Below are 25,232 nucleotides of genomic sequence, written 5' to 3'. Positions count from 1 at the left end.
CGGCTCCTCTACCTCCGTTCGCCCTGAGCGACGTCGAAGGGCATGGGTGGTGGCGGGGCTTCGAGTTCGCTCAGCACGAACGGGCGTGTGCGGTGCGTCACTTCGGCAACTGCCCGAACGAGCCGCAGAAATCGCTGACGGTGCTGACCCAGCCGAAGAATTTCTCGACATTGTAGACGGTGGCCGCCTGCATCTCGGGCGGCCCGAGGTGATGCGTCGCATCCTCCAGCATCACACCGAAATATTCGAGGTGGAAGCCGTCGCGCAGCGTGCTCTCGACGCAGACGTTGGTGGCGATGCCGACGAAGACGAGGTTGCGGATGCCGCGCGACCGCAGGATGCTGTCGAGCTGCGAATTGAAGAACGCCGAATAGCGCGTCTTGTGGACGCGGATGTCGCCGGGCTGGGGTTTCAGCGCATCGACGATCTCGTAATCCCAGCCGCCGCGCGCGAGGAATTGGCCGTGCAGTTCGGCGCGCGCGCGCATTGTCTTGAGCGCATTGGACTTGTGCCAGTTGGGCGAGCCGGGGCCGCCCGCCTCGACATAGTCCGCGTCCCAACCGTTCTGGAGGAAGACCACCGGCATCGCCGCGGCGCGCGCGGTGGCGAGGACCTTGGCGATCTGCGCGATCGTGGCGGCCGCGCCGGCGATGTCGAAGCCCGCGGTGTCGACATAGCCGCCGGGCGACGCATAGGCGTTCTGCATGTCGATGACGATCACCGCGGTTTCGGTGGGATCGAGACGCAGCGCCTCCGGCCGCGCGGGCAGCGTGACGGCGTTCGCCTCGTTCGCACCAGTACGCAGGATCGGGGGGCCGACTGTCATTGTGACAAGCTCGCTGGATCGTCGGCATTGTGCAAGTGCGAAATGATCTGGGGTGGAAGCGTATCCAGCCAGCCCCAAACAAGTGTGTATCCCCGCGAAGGCGGGGACCCAGACTGGGCTCCCGCCTTCGCGGGAGAACAAGGAAGCGAGAACCGCACGCGCATCGCACCTCACCCCAGGCACGCCACGCACCAGCCACCATCGTCATCTCAGCGAAAGCTGGGATCTCCCGGTTCGGGCCGCAGCGCATGCCACGTGAAGGTCCCAGCTTTCGCTGGGATGACGGGCGGTGCTGTGCCCGACTTTGGTGTCTCAAACGTCGGTGACACGACGCGTCCCTCCGCCGCCGTCGCCCTACACCGCCACCAGCGCATAATCCTTGAACCGGTCGCGCAGCGCCGTCTTGAGCAGCTTCCCCGTCGCCGTATGCGGCAACTCGTCGACGAACACGATCGCGTCGGGCAGCCACCATTTGGCGACATGCCCCGCCAGATGCGCGAGGATCGCCTGCTCGCCAACCTCGCTGCCGGGCTTGCGCACGACGATGAGCACAGGCCGTTCGTCCCATTTGGGATGGTACACGCCGATCGCCGCCGCCTCCGCGACGCCCGGACACCCGACAGCCGCGTTTTCGAGATCGACCGAGCTGATCCATTCGCCGCCCGACTTGATGACGTCCTTCGAGCGATCGGTGATCTGCATCGTACCGTCGGTATGGAGCATCGCGACGTCGCCGGTGTCGAACCAGCCCTCCGCATCGACCGCATCCTCGTCCGCGCCGAAATAGCGCTGGACGACCCACGGCCCGCGGACCTGGAGCTTGCCCGCGATCGACCCGTCGCGCGGGAGGACGGTCCCCTCGTCGTCGACGATGCGCAGTTCGATCCCGAAGGGGACGCTGCCCTGCTTGCCGACGAGATCGAGCTTCTCGTCATGCGTCATGTCGTCCCAGTGCGGCGGCGCGAAGCCCGCGGTGCCGATCGGCGAGGTCTCGGTCATGCCCCAGAGGTGCTTCACATCGGCGCCCATCCGCATGATCCGGTCGATCATCGCGCGCGGCGCCGCCGAGCCGCCGATCGTCACCAGCTTCAGATGCTCGGGCGCCTCGCCGGTCGCATCCATATGGCCGAACATCGCCAGCCACACGGTCGGCACGCCCGCCGAATGCGTGACGCGCTCCTGATTCATCAACCGGCACAGCACCGCGGGATCGTTCACCGCCGAATAGACGACCTTGGCCCCCGACAGCGCGCAGGCGAACGGCAGCCCCCAGGCGGCGGCGTGGAACATCGGCACGACCGGCAGCACCACCGCGCTCGGCGACAGATCGAATACCCAAGGCGCGACCTCCGCCATCGCGTGGATCATCGTCGAGCGGTGCGTGTAGAGCACGCCCTTCGGATTACCCGTGGTGCCGCTGGTGTAGCAAAGCATGCACGGATCGCGCTCGGGGCCCTCGACCCAGTCATAGTCGCCATCCTCGGCATCCAGCAGCGCCTGGAAACCGTCGGGCCCAAGATCGTCGAAGCAGATATAATGGCGGACGCTGGTCCACTGGCCGCGCAGCCGGTCGACGAGCGGCTGGAATGCCTTGTCGTAGAGCATCACGCGGTCTTCGGCGTGGTTGGCGATGTATACGAGCTGTTCGTCGAACAGGCGCGGGTTGATCGTGTGGATCACGCCGCCCATCCCGATCGTGCCGTACCAGGCGACGAGGTGATACGCATGGTTCATCGCGAGCGTCGCGACGCGGTCACCGGCCGCGACGCCGAGCTTTTCGAGCGCCTGCGCGAGCTTGCGCGCGTCGCGGGCAATGCCCGACCAGGTCGTGCGCGTCTCGCGACCATCGGCCCAGTAGCTGACGAGTTCCCTCGCCCCGTGTTCGCGCGCGGCGTGGTCGATCAGCCGGGGAACACGAAGCTCGAAATCCTGCATTCCACCCAGCATTCTCGCTCTCCCAAGCTGTTATCCGACCAGAGCGAGCCTCGTTTCAGAGGTCTTCAGCTCCACCTTGGTCACACCGTGCAACGACTCGATGTGCTCCGCAAGTTCGCCGTCGAGCAGGAAGTCGCGGCCGAGCAGCACGCACAGCTCGCCATCGGGCAGTTGCGCCTTCACCCGCACCTCGCCGCGCGCACCGCGATGGTCGGCGAGCAACGATGCGAGACCGGCGAACGCGGCCATGTCCGAGATCGTCACCACGACCTGGAACCGCGCGAGGTTGGCGAGCCCCTCGAACGGCTGGATCCGCTTGATGCTGACGCGCGGCGTGTCCTCGCCGGGCTTGCGATCGAGCTCGACGGTGATGAGCCCGCAGCCGCCGGCCTTGGCGGCTTCCTCCAGATCCTTCGAGACCTGCTCGTCGAAGCACGTCGCCATGAACTGGCCGCTCGCGTCCGAACACTGCGCCATCATGAACCGCTTGCCGCGCGCGGACGTGCGGTAGCGCGCGTCCTCGACCAGCACCGCCATCGTCGCGCCCGCGCGGCTGCCGTCGTCGGGGATGTTGAGTTCGGACAGCGCGGTATAGGCGCGCGCGCCGTGGCTGTTGGCGATGTGGCGGTGGCGATCGACCGGGTGCGCGGAGAAATAGAAGCCGAACGCCTCCTTCTCCTGGTCCATCCGCTGGCTGAGCGTCCAGCGCACCGACGGCGGCAGCTTGATCGCGTCGCCCGCGGGTTCGGCATCGCCGAACAGCCCGCCCTGCCCGCTGGTCTTCTGCTCGTGCGTGCGCGCGGCGATCGCGAGGATCGTCTCGGCGGTGGCATGGATGCCCGCCCGGTTGGGCTCGAACGAGTCGAACGCGCCCGCGGCGGCGAGCGTCTCGAGCTGGCGCTTGTTGAGCAGGCGCGGATCGACTCGCTTGGCCAGCTGGTCGAGCCCGGCGAACGGACCGTTCTCGACGCGCTCGACGACGAGCTTCTCCATCGCGCCTTCGCCGACGCTCTTGAGCGCACCGAGCGCATAGCGCACCGCCAGATTGCTTCCCCGCGAAGGCGGGGACCCAGTCTGGGCACCCGCCTTCGCGGGTGAACAGTCTTCTTCCTCGTTGTCGGGCAGGACCTCGACGTCGAACTCGGCCTGGCTCGCATTGATGCACGGCGGCAGCGTGACGATGCCCAGACGCCGCATGTCGTCGGTAAAGATCGCCAGCTTGTCGGTCTGGTGGAGGTCGTAGCACATCGAGGCGGCGAAGAATTCGTGCGGGTAATGCGCCTTCAGCCACGCGGTCTGATAGGCGAGCAGCGCATAGGCGGCCGCGTGGCTCTTGTTGAAGCCGTACCCTGCGAACTTGTCGATCAAGTCGAACAGCTCGTTGGCCTTCGCCTTCGGGATGTTGTTCACCTTGGCGCAGCCCTCGACGAAGATCGCGCGCTGCGCGTCCATCTCGGCCTTGATCTTCTTGCCCATCGCGCGGCGCAGCAGATCGGCGCCGCCGAGCGAGAAGCCGGCGAGGATCTGCGCGGCCTGCATGACCTGTTCCTGGTAGACGAAGATCCCGTAGGTCTCCGACAGGATCGTCTCGAGCGCGGGGTGCGGATATTCGATCGTCTCGGTGCCGTTCTTGCGGCGCCCGAACGACGGGATATTGTCCATCGGGCCCGGTCGGTACAGCGACACGAGCGCGATGATATCGCCGAAATTGGACGGGCGCACCGCGGACAGCGTGCGGCGCATGCCCTCCGATTCGAGCTGGAACACGCCGACCGTGTCGCCCTTCTGGAGCAGCGCGTAGACGCCGGCATCATCCCATTCGAGCGCGTCGAGATCGACCTTGACGCCGCGCTTGGCGAGCAACTGCACGCCCTTCTGGAGCACCGACAGCGTCTTCAGCCCGAGAAAGTCGAACTTCACGAGCCCTGCGCCCTCGACATATTTCATGTCGAACTGCGTGACGGGCATGTCCGAGCGCGGATCGCGGTAGAGCGGCACGAGCTGTGCGAGCGGCCGGTCGCCGATCACCACGCCCGCGGCGTGCGTCGACGAGTGGCGCGGCAACCCCTCCAGCTTCATCGCCAGATCGAGCAGCTTTCGCACGCCATTGTCGTTGGCATATTCCTTGGCGAGCTCGCCGACGCCGTTCAGCGCGCGCTCGAGCGTCCAGGGATCGGTCGGGTGGTTGGGGACGAGCTTTGCGAGGCGGTCGATCTGGCCATAGCTCATCTGGAGCACGCGGCCGGTGTCCTTCAGCACCGCGCGTGCCTTCAGCTTACCGAAGGTGATGATCTGCGCGACCTGGTCGCGGCCATATTTCTCCTGGACGTAGCGGATCACCTCGACGCGGCGGGTTTCGCAGAAATCGATGTCGAAATCGGGCATCGACACGCGTTCCGGGTTCAGGAAGCGCTCGAACAGCAGCCCCAGCTTGATCGGATCGAGATCGGTGATCGTCAGCGCCCAGGCAACGACCGAGCCTGCGCCAGACCCACGGCCCGGGCCGACCGGAATGTCGTGATCCTTCGCCCATTTGATGAAGTCGGCGACGATAAGGAAGTAGCCGGGAAAGCCCATCTGCACGATCACGTCGACCTCGAACGCGAGGCGCTTGCGATACACCTCACGCCAGCCGTCCTCGCCCTCTCCCTGCAGCTCGGTGATGCGCGCCAGACGCTTTTCGAGCCCGGCCTCGGCGTCGTCGCGCAGCAGCTTGGCCTCGCCCTCGATATCGCCGGCGAGGCTGGGGAGGATCGGCTTGCGGTACGGCGCCATCACCGCGCAGCGCTGGGCTACGACCAGCGTATTGGCGATCGCCTCGGGCAGGTCGGCGAACATCTCGTGCATCACCGGGGCGGGCTTCATCCATGCTTCGGGGCAGCTGCGGATGCGGTCCTCGGTCTCGACATAGGTCGAATGCGCGATGCAGAGCATGGCGTCGTGCGCGTCGCCGAACGCGCTTTCGGTGAAGCAGCACGGGTTGGTCGCGACCAGCGGCAGGTTGCGCTCGTACGCGATGTCGATGAGATCGGCCTCGGCCGCCATCTCGGTCGCATCGCCGCGGCGCGACAGCTCGATATACAGCCGGTCGCCGAACAGCCCCTGAAGGCGGTCGAGATAGGCGCGGGCGCGGTCGGGTTGGCCTTCGGCGAACAGCCGCGCGAGACCACCCTCGCCGCCCGCGGTCAGCGCGATCAGCCCGTCGGTGTGGCGTTCGAGCGCGGCGAAATCGACATGCGCGGGCATTTCGATCGGGCGGTCGAGATGCGCCATCGACACGAGTGCGCAGAGGTTGTCGTAGCCCTTTGCGTTCTGCGCATAGAGCGCGATCCAGTCGAACGGGGTGGCGACGCCGTCGGGCATGTCGGGGCGGCTGAGGCCCAGCATCACGCCGATGATCGGCTGCACGCCGTCCTTCTTGGCGGCGTCCGAATAGGCCATCGCGGCGTACAGCCCGTTGCGGTCGGTCAGCGCCGCCGCGGGAAAGCCCAGCGCGCGCGCCTGCTTGGCAATCGCCTTCGGATCGATGGCGCCGTCGAGCATGGTGTAGCAGGAGAAGACGCGGAGCGGGACGTAACCGGAATGCATCGATAGCAGGTAGGCGCTCGGGCGTGATTCGACCAGTCGCGTTGGGGGATGAGCAGGGCTGGGACGCGATGAATTGAGGTGGGAGTGTGGACGGCGGGGCTTGCGGCGCCTCCGCCCAAGCTTCGTCCGTCATCCTGGGCTCGACCCAGGATCCAGAGCCGCGGGCGACGGACTGCGTGGCTCTGGATCCTGACTTTCGTCAGGATGACGGGAGTGTGGGTTGAGGACGGCGCCGGCACGCAAGACGGGCGCACTCGAATATTCGGTAGCATTGTTCCCCCGCGAAGGCGGGAGCCCAGTCTGGGCCCCCGCCTTCGCGGGGGAACACGCTTCTTCTCGCGGGTGCCCCCCAAACACCACCCCGGCGAAGGCCGGGGCCCAGTTGGGGGACGTTGCTAACTAAGGTCTACGCTTTGTTACTGCGACCTTTCCAACTGGGCCCCGGCCTTCGCCGGGGTGGTATGGGGGTGCAGGGGTGGCAGTCGAAGTGCCGGTGGTAGCGGAAGTTCTACAGCAGCTTCTCGATATCCACCCGAATATCCGCCGGCTTGGTCGTCGGCGCGTACCGATCGACCACCCTCCCCTCCCGATCGACCAGAAACTTGGTGAAGTTCCACTTGATCGCCTTCGACCCGAGCACACCCGGGGCATCCGCCTTCAGCCGCTCGAACAGCGGATTCGCGTCCCCACCATTGACGTCTACCTTCGCGAACACCGGAAACGTCACGTCGTAGGTCAGCGAACAGAAATTCGCGATCTCCGCCGCATCGCCCGGCTCCTGCCCGCCGAACTGGTTGCACGGAAACCCGAGCACCTCGAACCCGCGCTCGGCATAGTTGCGGTGGAGCGCCTCGAGCCCCTCATATTGCGGTGTGAACCCGCATTTGGACGCGGTGTTGACGATCAGCAGCACCTTGCCGCGATACGCCTCGAGCGCGGCGGGCGTGCCGTCGGCGGCCTTGACGGTGAAATCGGTGATCGCGGTCATGCAGCACTCCCGTGGCGGCTAAGCAGATACGTCAGGTTCTGACGGACGCCCGGCCATTCATGCGCCAAGATGCTGTACACGACAGTATCGCGCAAGCGGCCGTCCGCCATCACCTGATGCCCGCGCAGCACGCCGTCGCGTTTCGCGCCGAGCCGTTCGATCGCGGCCTGCGACCGCTTGTTGAGGCTGTCGGTGCGGATCTGGACGCATGCGCAGCCGAGCGTCTCGAACGCATGCGTCAGCAGCATCAGCTTGGCATCGGTATTGACGCCGGTGCGCTGCACCGCGGTCGCGTAGAAGGTGCCGCCGATCTCGAGCCGCCTGTGCCCCGCGTTCATCCGCATGAAGCGGGTGCTCCCGACGACGGTGTCACCTGCGACCACCGCGAAGATCCGCGCACGGCCGAACGCCTGCTCGCGGAACGCGGCGTCGAACCAGCGATCGGGCGCCTTCATCATCGCGACGTTGGCGTAGAACAGGTCCCACAGATCGTCCGCCGACGCGGCGGCGACGAGCGCGTCCTTGTCGTCGGCGACCAGCGGGCGGAGCGTGACGTGACGCCCGACGAGCGTCGGCGTCGCGTCCCAGGTCACGCCAGCCGACCTTCGTGGAGCCGGAACACGCGGTCCATCCGCGCGGCGAGGCGCTCGTTATGCGTCGCGACCAGCGCCGCGGTGCCCTGCTCGCGGACCAGCCGGACGAATTCGGCGAAGACGATGTCGGCGGTATGCTCGTCGAGATTGCCCGTCGGCTCGTCCGCGAGCACCAAAGCCGGCTTGTTCGCGAGCGCGCGGGCGACCGCGACGCGCTGCTGCTCGCCGCCCGACAGCTGGCTCGGCCGGTGCGTCAGGCGGTGGCCAAGGCCGAGCTGCGTCAGCAACTCCGCCGACCGCGCATCCGCCTCGGCGCGCGTGGCGCCGTGGACGAGCTGCGGCAGGACGACGTTCTCGGTCGCGTTGAAATCCGGCAGCAGATGATGGAACTGGTAGACGAAGCCCAGGCTGTCGCGGCGCACCACCGTGCGTTCATGCGCGTTGAGCTTCGACGCCTCGGTGCCCGCGATCTTGATCGATCCCTGGAAGCCACCTTCGAGCAGCCCGACCGCCTGCAACAGCGTCGACTTGCCCGACCCCGACGGCCCGAGCAGCGCGACGATCTCGCCCGGCGCGATCGCGAGGTCGACGCCGCGCAGCACGTCGATCGTCGCGCCACCCTGCGTGAAGCTCTTGGTCAGCCCGCTCGTCTCCAGGACATAGCCATAGGCCTGCTCGCTGCGACGATCGATCGGAAGGCCATTATTCATAACGCAGCACCTGCACGGGGTCGGTACTCGCCGCTTTCCAGGCCGGATAGAGCGTCGCGAGGAAGCTGAAGACCAGCGCCATCAGCGCGATCACGATGATCTCGACCGGGTCGGTCTTCGACGGCAGCTCGGTCAGATAGCGGATCGACGGATCCCACAGATCCTGCCCGGTGACGAGCTGGACGAAGTTCACCACGCCCTGCCGATAGAACAGGAAGACGAAGCCGAGCGCGAGCCCCGCGACCGTGCCGAGCGCACCGATCGTGGTGCCGACGACGATGAAGATCCGCATCAATCCGCCGCGCGTCGCCCCCATCGTCCGCAGGATTGCGATATCGCGAGTCTTGGCGCGCACCAGCATGATCAGCGACGACAGGATGTTGAACACCGCGACCAGGATGATGATCGACAGCACGGTGAACATCGCGACCCGCTCGACCGCGAGCGCCTCGAACAGCTGCGCGTTCATCGTCCGCCAGTCCTGGATGATCGCGCGGCCGCCGATCTTGTCCGCCAGCGGCTTGAGGATCTCGCCGACCTTGTCCGCGTTCACCGTCTTCAACTCGACCATGCCGGCCGCATCGCCCATCAGGAGCAGCGTCTGCGCATCCTCGATCGGCATGATGATATACGCCTTGTCGTAATCATAGACGCCGATCTCGAAGATCGCGCCGACGGTGTAGCTGACGATACGCGGGACCGTGCCGAACGGCGTCGTCTGCCCCTGCGGGCTGAACAGCGAGATTTCCGACCCGACCTGCGCACCGAGCGATTCGGCGAGCCGCGAGCCGATCGCGATCCGGCCGCTGCCTTGCGTGATCGAGGACAGCGAGCCCATCAGGACCTTGCCCTGGATCGTCGAATTGCGCCGGATGTCGTCGACGCGCATCCCGCGTACCAGCACCGCCTCGGCGCGACCATTATAGGTGGCGGCGAGCGGCTGCTCGATCAGCGGCACCGCGCTGGTCACGCCCGGAGTCGCGCGCGCCTGCGCGACGATATCGCGCCAGTCGGGCAGCTTGCCACCGACGCCCTGCACCACCGCATGGCCGTTGAGCCCGACGATCTTGTCGAACAGCTCGGCGCGGAAGCCGTTCATCACGCTCATCACGATGACGAGCGCGGCGACGCCGAGCATCACCGCGACCAGGCTGATCGAGGCGACGAGGAAGATGAACGCCTCGCCCTTGCCCGGCAGCAGATAGCGGCGGGCTATCATCCGTTCATAGCGGGACAGGATCATGGGCAGCCGGGTTCGATCGTTAGGGAAACAGTCCTGCGGCTCTAGGACGCGGCCCCGCGCGAGGCAACTGCGCCCGCGCGGACCGCCACCATGGGTATGACCGCGCCCGATGGCTAGATTGGTATGTTGCGCAATCGCCACAGCGCGTATCCAATCGTGCCGCCGCCCTCGCAAATATCGTGACAAAGCCCGCTGACATAACTAGCAAAAACCTTGCTGAGACACAGGCAACGGCCGTGGTTCGGGGACTGCTTTTACGCCGCACCGAAGGTGCAGAGCGGAAGCACAAAAATGGGGGCTGACGAGCGATCGTCACGCAGGCGCCCGGATCGGCAACGATCCGGGCGTTTGCTTGTCCGGTAGAGTTCATCACAGTCTCTATACTTTGCGGCGCCGTTCGGAATGGTGATCGCGCCGTCGCGGCTGCTACCGCCAGAACACTCCGCGACGATCATTACTATCGACGCACGTATTCTTCCGGAAAGATGCCGCGCCTGCATGACGGGGCGCTCCGTGCAGTCTCGTCTGCTACGCGCGGCCCATCTACCCTTCCGTAAGCGATCGACAGGGACGGCACAGATGTTCAGCCGGCCAAATCTCGAGGATGGAAGCGAGCCTGGCCCCGCCTGTTATGTCTTCTGCTCTTCCCCAGGCACGCCGCTATAGGGCGTCGCCTTGTTCTCGCTCGGCTTGGCGTCGAAGCTGTTCGATCGCTTATGGTCGCTGCACGCCCCCAGGATCAGCAAAAGACCCGGCAGCAGGACGCGCATGTGAAGTTCCGATTTCATGGTTCCCGCCGCTACGCCCTATCGTGTCGCAACCCGGCATGATTTCGGTGCCAACGCTGAAACGGGAGGTTCAGGCTTCCCGCATTCAGGCGTGGCGAACGGGGCTTTGGCTGGAAGGCACTGCGCGCTCGCTGCGCCCCCAGCAAAACGGTTAGTCCGCGTCCGACCCGGCGGCCAGACGCTCGGCGACCAGTGCGGTGACGACGGCCTGGAGGACGTGGATCGCCCAGCGCTCTGCCGCCTTGCGCGGTCCGGCGTTGATTTCACCATCGGTGATGCCGAGGACCGGCGCGATCCCGGCGATATTCACGACGTACAATGCCGTGCCGTACAGCACGCCGATCGCGGCGGGCGACAGCGACGGCGCCGCGCGCTGGATCGCGGGCAGCGCCGCGGCGAACGCGGCCGAAGCGCCGAGATGGTTGGCGAACTCGACCGCGCTGGTGCCCGCGTCGCCGATCACCGCCCGCGATCCCGTCACGTCGTCGATCCAGTCGACCGCATCGCGATCGAGCGTCTTCGTGAGCACGCCGGTCTTGCGACCCGCCACCATCACCGCCGTCGTGACCAGGCCAGCCACTAGCCCTCCGGCAATCGCTGCTTTGTACCGCTGCATGTGAAACTCCCGTCGATCGTTCTACGCCAAGCGCCAGTAACGCATCGGCGATCGGAAGCGGTCCCGAACAGGTAAAGCGAGCAGTTCATTGATATCGCAGCGCCCGTGCGGGTTCGCTCCGCGCGACGCGGAGCGTCTGGCCCAGGATCGTCGCCACCGCGATGCTCGCGGCGAGCGCGACGGCGCCAACGAACAGCCAGGGCGACAGCGCGACCCGGTCGTCGAACCCGGCCAGCCAATGCTCCATCGCGTAATAGGCAAGCGGCACCGCGATCATCGTCGCGATCAGCACGGGTTTCAGAAACTGCCCGATCAGGAGCCGCAGCACGTCGGTCGTCGAGGCGCCGAGCGTCTTGCGGATGCCGATCTCCTTCACGCGCCGCGCGGTATCGAACGCCGCAAGGCCATAGAGCCCGATGCAACCGATCGCGACCGCGAGGACCGCACCGATCATGAACAGCCGCGATCGCTGGACGTCCTGGCGATAGAAGGATTCGTAGAGTTTCTGATCGACCGTCACCGCGGCCGGGGGCACCGCCGGCGCGATCCGATGCCACAGCGTCTCGATGCGCGCGAGCACCGGCGCGGCATCGCCCGCAGTCCGGACGACCTGAACCGAGCGATAGCCGCCATCGGGCCGGTAGCTATAGGCCAGCGCATCGACCGGATCGCGCGGCGTGCCGAACCGCATGTCGTCGACGACACCGACGATCCGGACCGCGCCGGCATCGCGGGCCACCACCTGATCGATCGCGTCCGCGGGGCGCGCGAACCCCAGCCTCCGGACCGCGGTGCGGTTGAGGATCACATTCGGCAGTCGCGCGGGCGGATCCTTCTCGCCATTGCCGATGTCGAGCACGAAGCGGGCGGGATCGAACAACCGCCCCGCAATCAGTCTCGCGCGATAGGTTTCGAAAAAGGCGTCTCCGACCGTGCCCTGGACGATCATCGGGGGGTCGCCGGTCGCCCCCGCGCGGTGCATCTTGCCGATCGCGAAGCTCCCGCCGCCGGGCACGATGCCGCTCGTCGTCACGGCCGCCACGCCCGGGATAGCGCGGATCGCGGTCGCGAGTTCGGTCCGCTGCGCCGGATCGAGCGCGCGGTCGCCAAACCCGTTCACGAGTATCAGGCCATCACGACCGAAGCCGATATCGGCATTCTGGACGTGGCGGGCCTGCGCGACGAGCACCGCCGTGCCGATCATCAAACTGGTCGCGATCGCGAACTGGAGCACGACCAACGCCTTGCGGACGCGGGCCCCGGTGCGGTCGCCCCCCGGAGTCTGTGCCGCGGCGAGCACCGCGGCGGGCTGGAACCGCGAAATCACGAAGGCGGGATAGAAGCCTGCGAGCAGCGTCACGAGCACGACGAGCGCGGCGAGCGCCGGCAGGATCGATCGCGCGCCCCAATAGACCAGCATGAGCCCCGTCCCGCCGATCGCGTTGACGAACGGAAGCGCGATCTCCGCCAGCGTCAGGCCGACCAGCGCCGACAGCGTCACGGCGACCAGCGCTTCGCCGAGAAGCTGGACGACCAGCATGCCGCGCGTCGCCCCGAGCACCTTGCGCATCGCGATCTCGCGTGCGCGCATCCCTGCCCGCGCGGTCGCCAGGTTCACATAGTTGAGCATCGCCAGCAGCAACGCGACCGCCCCCACGGTGCCAAGCACGGTCACGACCGTGCGGCTGCGCCTGTCCGCGAGGTGCAGGTCGGCGAGCGGCGTGATGTCCTCGGTCAGGAACTTGATGCTGTCCGCGTTGAAACCCGGATCGGGGTGGCGACGGATGAAGGTGGTGATCCGATCCGCGCTCGCGGCATCGGGCAACGACAGGAAGGTCGTCACGCCGTAGCCGGCGGATTGTTCGTCGGCGGCGGGCCGCGCGGGCATCGCCGCGAACAGATCGCTGACATAGGTCGTGTTCGCGGGCAGGTTCGCGATCACCGCACCGATCCGGTAGACCGCGGGCTTGCCGTCGCGCGCGACCGTCAAGGTACGGCCCAGCGCGCTGGCCCTGCCGAAATAGGTCTCGGCGACCATGCGGGTGACGACGATGCCATCGGGGCGTGCGAGCGTGCTCGCGATATCGCCCTCCAGCACCGGCGACGGAAAGATCCGGAAATAGCCCGGATCGACCAGCGCGAGCCTGGCGGTGGCGCTGCTCTGCCCCGTCAACACCGTGGCGGTGTCGTACGGTGTCATCCGCACGCCGACGAGCCCGGGAAACGCGGCCCTGAGCTGCGCCAGCAGCTCGGGCGACGAGGGGATCTGGAACCGCGGATTGCCCGGAAACTGGATGCTGCGCTCCACCTTCCACACCCGCTCCCACCCCGGCAGCACGCGGTCATAGCCCGTCTCGAACCGCACGAAGAGGAAGAGCACCAGGAACACGGCAACGCCCAGCGCGAGCCCGCCGATGTTCAGGATCGCGTACAGACGATGCCGGGCGAGCGACCGGTACAGGGTCAGCAGTGCAGCGTGCATAATGATGATCCTATTCGTAGCGCAGCGCGCGCGCGGGCTCGGCGCGCGAGACGCGCCACGCCTGGCCGAGGACGGTGGCGCTCGCGATCAGCACCGCGGCGAGCGAGGCGCCCAGGAAGACCAGCGGCGACAGCGCGATGCGGTCGTCGAACCCGGCCAGCCAGCGTTGCATCGCGACATAGGCGAGCGGCCAGGCGACGATATTGGCCAGGATCACCGGCCGCATGAACTGCCCGATCAGCAGCATGAGCACGTCCGCGGTCGACGCCCCGAGCGTCTTGCGGATGCCGATCTCCTTGACGCGTCGGGTCGTGTCGAACGCGGCGAGGCCGTAGAGCCCGATACAGCCGATCGCGATCGCCAGGACCGCCCCGATCGTGAACAACCGCGAGCGCTGCGCATCCGCCTTGTAATAGCGCCGGAACAGATTGTCCTCGACCGAGCGCGCGTCGAACGGAACGCCGGGCACGACTCGCTTCCACGCCGCCTCCATCGCGGTCGCCATCGCCTTGGGATCGCCGGCATAGCGCGCCGCGGCATAGGGCGAGAGGATGTCGATGCTGTTGTAGCTATAGGCGACCGGATCGACCGGATCGCGCGGACTGCGGAACCGCACGTCGTCGACCACGCCGATGATCGTCGATGGCCGACTGCCGTCGTTGATCGCCTGCCCCAGCGCTGCGGCGGGCGATGCGAAGCCCAAGGCGGTGGCCGCCTTGCGGTTGATCACGATATTGGGCCCGGTCCGCTTGCGCTGCTCGAGCGTCAGCAGCGCGCGATCATCGGCATGCGCGGTATCGAACAGGCGACCGGCAATAAGCCGCGCGCCATAGACCCTGAAATAGTCGCGGCCCGTATCGACATCCATGACCGACGTCTTCACGCTGGAGCCGCCCGGTCGGGTATAGCCAGAGAAGTTCGTCGTGCTCTGGTCGCCCGGCGCGTTGTTGCCGACCGTGACGCCGGTCACGCCCGGCACCGCCGCCAAGGCGCGCAGGATCGCCGCGCGTTGCGGCGCGTCGATCCCGCCCGTCATGAGCGACCGCACGATCATCAGCCCGTCGCGCCGGAAACCAAGATCGGCGTCGCGCATATGCGCAGTCTGCGCCAGCATCGTCGCGGTCGCGATGGCGAAGGCGATGGCAATCGCGAACTGGATCACGACCAGTCCGCCGCGCAGCCGTGCCCCGGCGCGACCACCGCCCGGCGCGCGCGTCGACGCGAGCACCGCGGCGGGCCGGAAGCTCGACAGCACGAAGGCGGGATACAGCCCGGCGACGAGCGCAATCCCCAATACCAGCGCCACGAGCGGTGGCAGGATGCCGTCTGCCCCGAGATACCCGACCGCGAGCTTCGTTCCGCCGAGCGTGTTGACGAACGGCAAGGCGATCTCGGCCAATGCCAGCCCTATCAATGCGGCCACCGCGACGGTCGCGAGCGCCTCGCCCAGAAACTGTCGCATGAGCGAACGGCGCGTGCCGCCGAGCACCTTGCGCATCGCCACCTCGCGCGCGCGGAGCCCCGCGCGTGCGGTCGCCAGGTTGACGTAATTGACGATCGCGATGAGCAACGTCAGCAGCCCGACCGCGCCCAGCGTCGTCACGATCGCGCGGTCGCCAGGGGTGTACAGGTGCATCGCGGTCATCGGACGCAACGACTGGAAATACTCGCCCTTCTTGATGTTGCCGCTATAGGCGTGCGCGTCGAGGAACGAGGGCAATTGCGCCTCGAACGCGCGCGCTGCCGCGACATCGGGAAAGCGCAGGATCGTCGTCAGCGATGTGCTACCCCAATGATCCCACCATTCGTTGCCGAACCGCGCGCGGACGAGTTGCGCGAACATCTCGCTCTTGATGCTGACATTGTCGGGCATGTCGCGCAGCACGGCGCCGATACGATAGGGATAGGTGTTGCCATCGATCGATAGCTGCAGCGTCTGACCGATCGCCGGCTGGCTGCCGAAATATTTGCGCGCGGCGGCCTGCGTAACGACGAGCCCGTTGGGATCGGCGAGCGTGGCGGTCGGGTCGCCCTCGATCGCCGGATAGCGCATCAGATCGAAGAAATTCGGATCGACCGTGGCCAGACTTTCGGCGGTCGCCTGCGCACCTTGGCGGACGGTCGCGGCGACATCGGCATAGCGCGTGCCGACGAGTTGCGGATAATCGGCCTTCAGGATCGTCAGTTCGCTGCCCAGCGTCTCGGGGCTGGTGTCGGCCGGATAGCCGGGCATCGCATAGCGCTCCTCGAGCACCCACAGCTTGTCCTGCGCAGGCAGCACGCGGTCGAACCCGGTCTCGAACTGCACGAACAGGAACAGCACGAGGAACGTCGCGATCCCCAATGCCAGGCCGCCGATGTTGAGTGCGGCAAACAGGCGGTGGCGCGTCAGCGACCGATAGAGGCTGGTGAGAACGGACACAGGCGGTTCCTTCAGGCGTCGCGGGCGGGTTTGGTCGCGGCGAGATGGCGGACGAGGACGACGACGAGTAGCAGCAACACCAGCGTCCCGAGCGATCGGCGGATCATGCCACCCGCCGCGCGGACGACAGGATACGACCGTCGAGCATGTGCACCGTGCGCTTGGCGATATCGGCATGCGACGGGCTGTGCGTGACCATCACGATCGTTGCGCCCTCCGCATTCAGCTGGCCAAGGATGTCCATCACCTGCGCGCCGTTCTCGGTATCCAGATTGCCCGTCGGTTCGTCCGCCAGGATCAGCCGCGGTTCGCCGACGATCGCGCGCGCGATCGCGGCGCGCTGCTGCTGCCCGCCGGACAGCTGGTGCGGATGGTGGCGCTGGCGGTGCGCGATACCGACTCGGTCCATCGCCGCCGCCACCCGGTCCTTCTTCTCCCGCGCGGGCATCGATCGATAGGCAAGGCCGAGCGCGACATTCTCCGCGATCGTCAGCTCGTCGATCAGGTTGAAGCTCTGGAACACGAACCCCAGCCGATCACGACGTAGCTTGGCCAGTTCGGCCTCGGGTGCGCGCGCGATGTCGGCGCCTTCGAACAGGTAGCGGCCATCGGTCGGCCGATCGATCGTGCCGATGATGTTGAGCAAGGTCGACTTGCCGCATCCCGACGGCCCCATGATCGCGACGAATTCGCCCGCCTCGACGGCCAGGTCGATCCCGCCGAGCGCGGTCGTCTCGATCTCGTCGGAGGCATAGGTGCGGCTGAGGTCCTGAAGATGGATCATGATCGGTCCTATCGGATGAGAAGCGTCTGGAAGGGGGCGTAGGTGTTGAGCGCGGTCGTCACGATCCGCTCGCCGGGTGCGAGGCCGGAGACGATCTCGACCTGGTCGGGATTGCGCCTGCCGGTGACGATCGCGCGGCGCACCGCCCTGGCGTCACCGTCGAGCACGAATGCGGTGGTCCCGCCCGCGTCGAGCCAGCCGCCCGACGGCACGACCACCGCGGGCCGATCCGCACCGAGCACGAGCCGCACGTCGAGGGTCTGGCCGCGGTTCAGCCCGGTGGGCGCCGCGCCGCGAAACGCCAGTTCGATACGAAACCGGCCCTCGGTCACCTGCGGCAGGACCTTGAGCACCGCCATCGGGTAGCTGCGCCCGTCGAGATCGGCGGTGGCGGCGAGCCCGGTACGGACGCGCCCCAGATAATATTGATCGACGTCGGCGGTCAGCTTCCACTGTCCCTCCGAATCGATCTGCCCGACCGGATCGCCGCTCTTGAGCGTCTGTCCCGGCTGCAGCGTGAACGCGGTCAGCCGTCCCGCGACCGGCGCGCGCAGCACGAGCGCGGACAGGCTCGCGCGCACCATCGCGAGGCTTTCGCGCAACTGGCGTGCGGTCGCGGCGATCCCCGCGGACTGATCCGCGAGCGTCGCCCCCGCCTGCGCCATGCCGGCATCGAGCGCGGCGACGCGCGCGGTCTGGAACGTCACGTCCTGGCGTACCGGATCGATCGCGGCACGCGTGATGATCCCCTTGTCGAACAGCACCTGTTTCTGCGCGAGCAACGTCTGCGCCTGGGACAGCGCGTTGCGCGCGTCCGCGACGTCGCGGCCGCTGGTCTGGCGCGCGGTCTGCACCGACAGCCGCTGTCCGCTGATCGCGCTAAGCTGTCCGGCGATATCGGCAGAGCGGCTGGCGACATCGAGTTCGAGCGCAGGATTCGACAGCCGCGCGAGCGGCGTGCCCGCGGCGACCATCACGCCGTCGCTCGATGCGATCTCGGCGACCTGCCCGCCCGAGATCGCGGTCACGAACACGGTGTGCAGCGGCGCCACCTCGGCCCGCAGCGGCACGTAATCGCGGAACGGCGCTCGCGTGACCTCTCCGGTGCGGATCGCCGCGGCATCGACGGTCAGCGCATTGGCGCCCGGCATCAGTAACCACAGCATCCCCGCCGCGACGACGATCGCGAACAGGATCGCACCGCGCACGATGCGCTTGCGCCGCTTCGCGTGCGGGCGCTCTATGCGCCGATCCATCGCGGCGCCGGTTCCGGCCAGGGTTTCCGTCATGCGGGCAGTGTACGCGACCGTCGGACGATACCCTAAGATACTGGTATTGTTCGAGAGTTCGTGATCAGCTTGGATGAACGAACACCATAACTGTACCGACTGTCCGTTTCCGGACACTATGGCGGGCATGTCAACCGAATCGCACATCCTCGTCATCGACGACGATCCCGACATCGCCAAGGCAGCACGACTGTTGCTCGAGCGGCACGGGATGCGCGTGTCGACCGCGGCCGACCCGGACTCGGCATGGGTCCTGCTGGCGGGCGAGCCGGTCGACGTCATCCTGCTCGACCTGAATTTCGCACGCGGGCGGACGAGCGGCGACGAGGGGTTCGCGATGCTCGACCGGCTGATCGCGGCGGATGCGCGCGCGGTCGTGATCGTCGTCACCGGGCATAGCGGGATCGCGGTCGCCGTGCGCGCGATGCGCAGCGGGGCGGCCGATTTCGTCATCAAGCCGTGGCACAACGAACGCCTGCTGACGACGGTCGAACGCGGCGTGGCGCTGCGCCGCGCGAGGCTGGAAACCGCAGCAATCCCGCCAGTGTCGGGCGGCGTCCTGCTCGGCGACAGCGCGGCGATCGCCCGCGCGCGCGACATGATCGCACGGATCGCGCCCACCACCGCGCCGATCCTCGTCCACGGCGCCGCGGGCACGGGCAAGACTTTGCTGGCACAGCTGATCCATCAGGCCTCGGCGCAGTCGCACGGGCCGCTCGTCACGCTGGATGCCGAGGCGGCAGATGCGGCGAGCATCGCCGGTTGCGCCGCCGAAGCGGCGGGCGGAACGCTGGTGATCGATCATATCGACCGCCTGCCGCGCGCGCTGCACGCCGATCTGCTGCGCAGTCTCGGCACCGTCCGCACGGTCGCAACCACGCGCCGCGACGGCGAAGGGCTGCGCACGGGGATAAGCGAAGATCTGCTCGACCGGATCGGCACGATCCCGATCGCGCTGCCGCCGCTTGCCGAGCGCGGAGACGACGTGCTGCTGCTCGCGCGGCATTTTCTCGCGCTGTTCGCCTATCGCCACGGCAAGCCCAACCGGCCGCTTGGCGACGATGCGGCACAGGGAATCGCGGCGGATCGCTGGCCGGACAATATCCGCGGCTTGCGGCTGGCGATGGAGCGCGCGGTGCTGCTCGGCAACGGCGCTATCTACACCGCAGGCGACATCCTGCGGTCGCCCGACGTGACTGCGCCGCAGCCGCTCGCGCCGGATCTGTCGCTGGCCCGCAACGAGGGAACGCTGATCGCCGCGGCGCTCAACCGCCACGCCTTCAACGTCAGCCGCGCCGCCGCCGACCTCGGGCTGACGCGCGCTGCGCTCTATCGACGAATGGCGCGCCATGGCCTCTGACCGGGTTCGCCGCATGCTCCGCACGCTGGTCGTCGCCGCGGTCGGCGCCGCCGGCGCGGTTGCCGCCACGCGCGGCCTCTATGCGACGGCGGTGCTCGCCGCGCTGATCGCGGTGTGGACTGCCGCGCTCGACCTGGTCGACACCCGCCCGCAGCGACCGGTACCGCCGCCGCCTGTCCCTGTTTCGCCCGGCGAGGAGGAGCGGCGGCGGCTCACCGCCTATCTCGATCTGTCCCCCGCCCCGCTGGTCGCGCTCGACGATGGTCGCCTGCACGTCGTCAACCGTGCCGCGCGGCATCTGCTCGGCGCGAACGACAGGGTCGTCGATCCACCCAAGGGCCTTGTCGCTGCGCTCTCCGACACCCGCCCCGGCCGCACCGCCACGATCGACATCGGCCGTGACACCAATGTCCGCAGCTTCGCGCTGGCCACCGGCGACCTCGCGCTTGCCGGGCGGATGACCCGGATCGGCGCGCTGATCGATATCGATGCCGAGTTGAAGGGGGCCGAGGCCGCGGCGCTGCGCGATCTCGTCCAGGTGCTCAGCCATGAGATCGTCAACGCACTGACCCCGATCGCCTCGCTCGCCGAGACCGCGGTCGCGATGCTCGACGATCCGGACCCCGCGCTGCCCCAGATACGCGATGCGATTCTGACGGTCGCGCGTCGCGCCGCCAGTCTCCACCGTTTCGGCGAAAGCTACCGCGCGCTTGCCAAACTCCCGGCACCCGCCCCGGAGCGCCTATCCGTCACGCCGTTCGTGAGCGATCTCGAGGCGCTGTTCGTCACCCGCTGGCCGACGATCGCGTTCAGCACGGACCTGCGCGAGGCACCCGCTCACATGCACGCGGATCCGGATCAGCTGACCGCGGCGATCTGGGCGGTCCTGCAGAACGCCGCCGAAGCGTTGCACGCCACGCCAGCCCCGAGCGTCACCCTGGCGATCCGCGCGCAGGTCGGGCAAACGCTGGTCACGATGACCGATAACGGGCCAGGCATCCCGGTCGGCAACCAGGCCGACATCTTCCGCCCATTCTTCACCACCAAGAAGGAGGGGTCCGGCGTAGGACTGGCCCTCGCCCGCCAGATCCTGCGCGGCCACAATGGCGATCTGACGCTCGCGCACTCCAGTGCAGGCGCGACCCGTTTCGAGAGCATGGTCCCGTCGATCGCAGCCGGTTGACCGCGCCTGGGCTTACCGCAGGACCAGCATGACGTCGGCAAACCCCGACGCCATGCTGGTCACCGTCACATCAGAAGCGAACGCCCATCGCATACACGACCTGTTGCCGGGTCGGCTTCAGGCTCGCGGTCAGCACGTCGGTCTCCGCCGAGACACGACCATAGTTGGTATAGACATACTCCAGTCGACCATAGACGCCGCTGCCGACCGAGGCTTCGATACCACCGCCCACATGGAAGCCGTCGAACGTGCGGCCTACATTCTCGTCCGGGAGAATGAATTCATAGTCGCGGTAGTCGACCGATACGCGGCCGTTTGAATACCCGCCCTTGCCATAGATCAGGAACTTCTGGTCCAGGACGACGCCCACGCGAGCGCCCGCCGTGATGTTGCGCCCAGCACGCAGGCACAGGCGATCCGCGCCGTACAGTTCGCCGCAGGCCTTGACCGTGGAACCTTCGAGGCCCGCATAGGCACCGATGACCATCTTGTTGTCGGGGCTGAAATCGTAACCGACTTCGCCACCATAAGACACGCCGCTCTTGTCGGCCGACTGGCTGACGCGATTGCCCGCATCCTGCAAGGTCGCGCGAATATCGGGGTTATCCCAACCGGCGCGCAACTCTATGCGCGGCCCGTTGAACGTCTGGACGATGTCTTGCGCCGAGGCCGACGTGGATACGAAGGCAGCCGCGACAACGGCTCCCATGGCAACGATCTTCATTGATTCCTCCCGTAGCGAGCGCGATCGCCAGCTCCGGCCTTAAAAGCGGAATTGAATTAACAAACTGAATAAAATGGTACTATTTCTGTCCAAAAGCGGCAGTTGCGCGAAATCGGTGCAACGCGACGCCGCGAGTAGATCGCTGCGCTCCTATCGACAAAGGCGATGGCTGAGGCGCGGTGTCAAATCAGCAAATCTGAGGGCGAGTATCATGGCGAGAGAGCCGGCATGGCTGAAGGCAGCCAAGTCAAAACTGGGTACCAGAGAGGCTGACGGATCCGCAAACAGCGCGACCATTCTCGGCTGGGCGAAGCGGCTCGGCACGAAGGTGCTGGGCATGGTCTACAACGCCGACAGCGTGCCGTGGTGCGGCGTGTTCGTCGCCTATTGCCTGCAGGAGGACGGGATCGCGCCGGTAGCGATCGCCGTGCGCGCGACGTCGTGGGCGACATGGGGTCAGGCGCTTCGCCCCGAACGGCTGGCGCCTGGCGCGGTGCTGGTATTCGAACGTCCGGGCGGCGGTCATGTCGGCTTCTATGTCGGCGAGGATGACGCGGCGTATCACGTCCTCGGCGGCAATCAGGGCGATGCCGTCACCATCGCAAGGGTTGCCAAGGATCGGTGCATCGCGCGGCGCTGGCCGGACGGCCGCCCCGTCATCGGCAAGCCGGTCCAGATGGCGGCCCGCAAGCCGATCTCGACGGACGAGGCATAGTCGAGGCAACCGGAGCTTAACGATCGCGCGGTACAGCGGCGCGCTCTACTTCAAGGATCCGCGATGAAGCGCCTCTGGTCTTGCGTCCTCCTACTCGCGATCGCGCAGCCGGCCTGGGCCGGCGGCGATGATGCGCCCTATTATGGCCCGATGAAGCGACGTGGGATCGGCTTCGAGATCGGCTACAAGGACAGAACCGAAAAGGACGGATCATGGCGCATCGACGCCGCGATCCATGCCCGCGGCGATGCGATCGACATGGCGTTGTACCGCGCCGCCGAGCGTGCCCATGATCTGGGCTACCGCTATCTGTTCCTGCTGGGGGGCAGCGAATCCAGGTCACGCGCACTCAACATGGCGACGGTCTATGCTCGACCGAGTCAAGACGCGGGGCCGCCGATCGGCTGCCGGTCCAGGAAGATGACGAGCTGCTACACGGCCGACGTGCTCGAGATCCTGCGCATCCTCGGCGGTCCGGACGGTGCTCAGCCCGGGGTGCCGATCTTGGCAAGCCGCGACGCGTTCGGTCGGGAGGTGTATCTGTCGGGCTATGGAACCGGGGGTGTCGCGTCGCTGGTACCCGGCGGCATCGCGCGAAGTGGCATGACGACGATCGTCGATGGCGGAACCTATATCCGGGGTTCGAACCTCCGGCCATCCAGGCGCGCGGTCGACCCCGTCGCCGGCGCTGCCCTGCCTTTGCCCGCGCCCACCGCGATCGTCGCATCTCCGGTCTTCAGATACGTGCCGCCCAGCAGTTCGCCCCCCACCGCCGAGGTCGACGCCGATGCGCGCTTCGACCGGGCGCTCAAGGCAGCCCAGCCCGTGCGCGGACGGGATCCAAAACTCGGCTGGACGATCAGCGATTGATCGACCGGGCTGAACGCGACGATCGTTTCGTCAGCGGATCGCCCGGTGTTTTCCGGTTGCCCGTCGCGCCAAAGCGCGTTTGGTCCTCGTCGCGGTAGCTTGCGAAGGGTGTGATGCTGCCAATGCGAGATCGGGACTTGGCTAGCGGCTTCCCCCTATAGTGCCATTCGTACCGAACTGCCTAGGTAACGCGAACAATAAAAATCATGCTTTTATTAGTACTTGCTGTAACGCCCCCTAAAAGGGGGCCTAAAAACTTGTAAATATGGGCTCATATCATCCAGATGAGTCATCTAAGCCAATTCGGTTATATCTGCTCTTATGGTTACCACCTAGTGAGGGGTAGCCATGATCTTAACGTGCATCATGCAGCGGGTTTTTCGAACGAATATTCCCGCTATACATAATTGGTTTGTGACGACCGGCATGGCGGGCATGGCCCTGCTGACTATCTGCACACCGGCGCACGGTCAGGCAACGACGATCTCCGATTTTGAGGGCGTCTGGAAGATAGCGAAACCATCCAACAGCCTCGAAGCTTCGACGCCGGTCGTGCTGACCGCGGAAGGACGCAAGGCTCTTGCGGAAAACAAGCGCCTCAGATCGCAACACAAGTACGACGATTACGATATCACGATATCGCGCTGTTCGAGCCCGGGCGTTCCGCGGCTCATGCTGACGCCGATGCGGTTCAGGATCTGGCAGCGGCTGGGCGTCGTCACGTTTGACTTCGAATGGAACCGCGCCCTGCGTCAGATCGACATGCGCGGGCGGCCGACCGAACCATTGCTCGCGCCGCAGATGACCGGCCAGACCACCGGGCGGTGGGAGGGCGACGCGCTGGTCGCCGAGACGGTCGACGTAAGCGATCGCACGCTGATCGACGATATCATGCCGCACAGCAGTGACATGAGGGTCACCGAGCGCATCCGACTGGTCGATGCCGACACGCTGGAAGACCGGATCACGATCGACGACCCGATCTATTACGCAAAACCCTGGGGTGGCGTGGTCACCTACACGCGACAGCCCGCCACGCCGTTCTTCCCGGAGCATGTCTGCCTCGACCGTCGCGACACCGCTGCGCGCGCCATGCGTGGGAAATGAGCAGCGCGAACGAACTCGGAGCATCCAGCATGACCGCTTACCGCAAGCATTCATCCCGCGCCCGCATGCTGGCCCTGACGGCCGGCATCCTCAACCTCGGCGCAGGCGTCGCCGTTGCTCAGATGGCGGCACCGCCGCCCGGTGGACCTCCGTCGGGCAACGCCCCCGCCCCTCCACCCCCGGGCCGCGGTCCCGGGGCGGGGTTGGCTCCGCCGCCGCTCCCGCCGCTGACGGAGGCGCAGAAGATCCTGACCGCGCTACCGCCGCCGATGAAGGCCGGGCTTTTTCCGCAGCCGCCGGTAACCGCCGACGACCCCGTATCGCCCGCGGATCCCCGCGATTTCCAGGGCATATGGTATCACGATCAACCGCTCGAAGTGCGCATCCAGAAGGACATGTACGGGGCGGAGCCGCCCGTGACGATGGCCGGCGCCAATGTCATCGCCCGCCGCGTCCGATCCGCCGAGGCCGGAAAGCCGTTCATCAACGCCTCCGCCAAATGCCTCCCACCAGGTCCGCAATGGCAGCGCGATCTCAATTTCCCCTTCCAGATCGTGCAGGGAAAGACCTGGGTCGCGTTCATCTTCGAGGAATATCATGGTCGATGGAACATATCCCTCGACCCGAAGACCACGCCACTGCCCGGCGGCACCGACTTCATGGGGCGCTCGATCGGTCATTGGGAAGGCGATACGCTCGTCGTGGAAAGTACCGGTTTCAAGCAAGCGCTTTGGCTCGATGTCGACGGAACGCCGCTCTCGCCCAATGGTCGCCTGGTTCAGCGCATCCGCAAGGTGAACCTTGGCGACGGCAAACCCTTCCTCGAGATCATAACGACCATCGAAGACCCGCAATATTACACCCACCCCTGGAACATCGTCAGGCGGTTCGCGTGGCATCCCAATCTACCGGTCTTCAAGGAATATAATTGCGAAGAACAGGTCGGCGATCCGAGCGGCGTAACCGATGCCGGGCTCGTCGCCGAAACAGCGGATTAAAAACAAAAACA

Annotated in this window: 20 protein-coding genes; 6 read left to right on the top strand and 14 right to left on the bottom strand. The window is 66.7% G+C overall.

Annotation, left to right across the window (positions count from 1 at the left end; translation table 11 throughout):
- Positions 1-97: 97 nt before the first annotated feature.
- The 13 genes from rutB to ASE79_RS12975 all read right to left on the bottom strand — a co-directional run bounded on the left by rutB (position 98) and on the right by ASE79_RS12975 (position 18,264).
- The gene (gene rutB, locus ASE79_RS13030) at positions 98-826 is read right to left on the bottom strand and encodes a pyrimidine utilization protein B (RefSeq protein WP_056417102.1); all 729 of its coding nucleotides are present in this window, start codon (positions 824-826) and stop codon (positions 98-100) included.
- 354 nt (positions 827-1,180) lie between these two features.
- The gene (locus ASE79_RS13025; RefSeq protein ID WP_056417101.1) at positions 1,181-2,773 is read right to left on the bottom strand and encodes a long-chain fatty acid--CoA ligase; all 1,593 of its coding nucleotides are present in this window, start codon (positions 2,771-2,773) and stop codon (positions 1,181-1,183) included.
- Between the two features lie 18 nt (positions 2,774-2,791).
- A complete protein-coding gene (dnaE, locus tag ASE79_RS13020; RefSeq protein ID WP_056417098.1) occupies positions 2,792-6,349 on the bottom strand; it encodes a DNA polymerase III subunit alpha in 3,558 nt (1,185 codons plus the stop codon).
- Positions 6,350-6,857: 508 nt separating this feature from the next.
- A complete protein-coding gene (locus tag ASE79_RS13015) occupies positions 6,858-7,337 on the bottom strand; it encodes a glutathione peroxidase (protein ID WP_056417094.1) in 480 nt (159 codons plus the stop codon).
- On the bottom strand, positions 7,334-7,930 hold the full coding sequence (locus tag ASE79_RS13010) for a GNAT family N-acetyltransferase (RefSeq protein ID WP_056417091.1): 597 nt from the start codon (positions 7,928-7,930) through the stop codon (positions 7,334-7,336). The genes ASE79_RS13015 and ASE79_RS13010 overlap by 4 nt, the downstream gene beginning before the upstream one ends.
- Positions 7,927-8,640, bottom strand: a complete 714-nt coding sequence (locus ASE79_RS13005) for an ABC transporter ATP-binding protein (RefSeq protein WP_056417089.1) — start codon at positions 8,638-8,640, stop codon at positions 7,927-7,929. Before ASE79_RS13005 ends, ASE79_RS13010 begins: the two co-directional genes overlap by 4 nt.
- Positions 8,633-9,883 carry a lipoprotein-releasing ABC transporter permease subunit gene (locus ASE79_RS13000; RefSeq protein WP_056417086.1) on the bottom strand — a complete coding sequence of 417 codons (1,251 nt, stop codon included), beginning with the start codon at positions 9,881-9,883 and terminating at the stop codon, positions 8,633-8,635. The genes ASE79_RS13005 and ASE79_RS13000 overlap by 8 nt, the downstream gene beginning before the upstream one ends.
- Positions 9,884-10,512: 629 nt before the next feature.
- Positions 10,513-10,671, bottom strand: a complete 159-nt coding sequence (locus ASE79_RS20985) for a hypothetical protein (protein ID WP_156359675.1) — start codon at positions 10,669-10,671, stop codon at positions 10,513-10,515.
- 151 nt (positions 10,672-10,822) lie between these two features.
- A complete protein-coding gene (locus tag ASE79_RS12995) occupies positions 10,823-11,287 on the bottom strand; it encodes a hypothetical protein (protein ID WP_056417083.1) in 465 nt (154 codons plus the stop codon).
- A gap of 85 nt (positions 11,288-11,372) precedes the next feature.
- A complete protein-coding gene (locus ASE79_RS12990; protein ID WP_056417081.1) occupies positions 11,373-13,769 on the bottom strand; it encodes an ABC transporter permease in 2,397 nt (798 codons plus the stop codon).
- A gap of 10 nt (positions 13,770-13,779) precedes the next feature.
- Positions 13,780-16,191, bottom strand: coding sequence for an ABC transporter permease (locus ASE79_RS12985; protein ID WP_056417078.1), 2,412 nt, complete (start codon positions 16,189-16,191; stop codon positions 13,780-13,782).
- 103 nt (positions 16,192-16,294) lie between these two features.
- On the bottom strand, positions 16,295-16,975 hold the full coding sequence (locus ASE79_RS12980; protein WP_056417075.1) for an ABC transporter ATP-binding protein: 681 nt from the start codon (positions 16,973-16,975) through the stop codon (positions 16,295-16,297).
- 8 nt (positions 16,976-16,983) lie between these two features.
- A complete protein-coding gene (locus ASE79_RS12975; RefSeq protein WP_235516921.1) occupies positions 16,984-18,264 on the bottom strand; it encodes an efflux RND transporter periplasmic adaptor subunit in 1,281 nt (426 codons plus the stop codon).
- A gap of 127 nt (positions 18,265-18,391) precedes the next feature.
- Between ASE79_RS12975 and ASE79_RS12970 the strand changes: the two genes are divergently transcribed.
- Together ASE79_RS12970 and ASE79_RS12965 are read left to right on the top strand one after the other, a co-directional pair.
- Complete coding sequence (locus tag ASE79_RS12970) at positions 18,392-19,624, top strand: sigma-54-dependent transcriptional regulator (RefSeq protein ID WP_056417369.1); 1,233 nt, start codon at positions 18,392-18,394, stop codon at positions 19,622-19,624.
- Positions 19,625-19,637: 13 nt separating this feature from the next.
- A complete protein-coding gene (locus ASE79_RS12965) occupies positions 19,638-20,807 on the top strand; it encodes a sensor histidine kinase (RefSeq protein ID WP_235516919.1) in 1,170 nt (389 codons plus the stop codon).
- Between the two features lie 70 nt (positions 20,808-20,877).
- Here the strand turns inward: ASE79_RS12965 and ASE79_RS12960 are convergent, their stop codons facing one another.
- Positions 20,878-21,531, bottom strand: coding sequence for an outer membrane protein (locus ASE79_RS12960; protein ID WP_056417069.1), 654 nt, complete (start codon positions 21,529-21,531; stop codon positions 20,878-20,880).
- A 211-nt stretch (positions 21,532-21,742) separates the two neighbouring features.
- On the opposite strand from ASE79_RS12960, the gene ASE79_RS12955 reads away from it, so the two are divergent.
- From ASE79_RS12955 to ASE79_RS12940, 4 genes are all read left to right on the top strand, one after another.
- A complete protein-coding gene (locus tag ASE79_RS12955) occupies positions 21,743-22,246 on the top strand; it encodes a TIGR02594 family protein (protein ID WP_056417066.1) in 504 nt (167 codons plus the stop codon).
- A gap of 63 nt (positions 22,247-22,309) precedes the next feature.
- Complete coding sequence (locus ASE79_RS12950; protein ID WP_056417062.1) at positions 22,310-23,116, top strand: hypothetical protein; 807 nt, start codon at positions 22,310-22,312, stop codon at positions 23,114-23,116.
- Positions 23,117-23,542: 426 nt separating this feature from the next.
- On the top strand, positions 23,543-24,223 hold the full coding sequence (locus ASE79_RS12945; RefSeq protein ID WP_056417058.1) for a hypothetical protein: 681 nt from the start codon (positions 23,543-23,545) through the stop codon (positions 24,221-24,223).
- 29 nt (positions 24,224-24,252) lie between these two features.
- Positions 24,253-25,221 carry a hypothetical protein gene (locus ASE79_RS12940; protein WP_082445301.1) on the top strand — a complete coding sequence of 323 codons (969 nt, stop codon included), beginning with the start codon at positions 24,253-24,255 and terminating at the stop codon, positions 25,219-25,221.
- Positions 25,222-25,232 lie beyond the last annotated feature (11 nt).

The organism is Sphingomonas sp. Leaf28 (assembly GCF_001421685.1).
GTDB lineage: Bacteria > Pseudomonadota > Alphaproteobacteria > Sphingomonadales > Sphingomonadaceae > Sphingomonas > Sphingomonas aurantiaca.
Note: the sequence above shows the minus strand (reverse complement) of the source record. Positions and strands in the feature narration are given on the sequence as shown.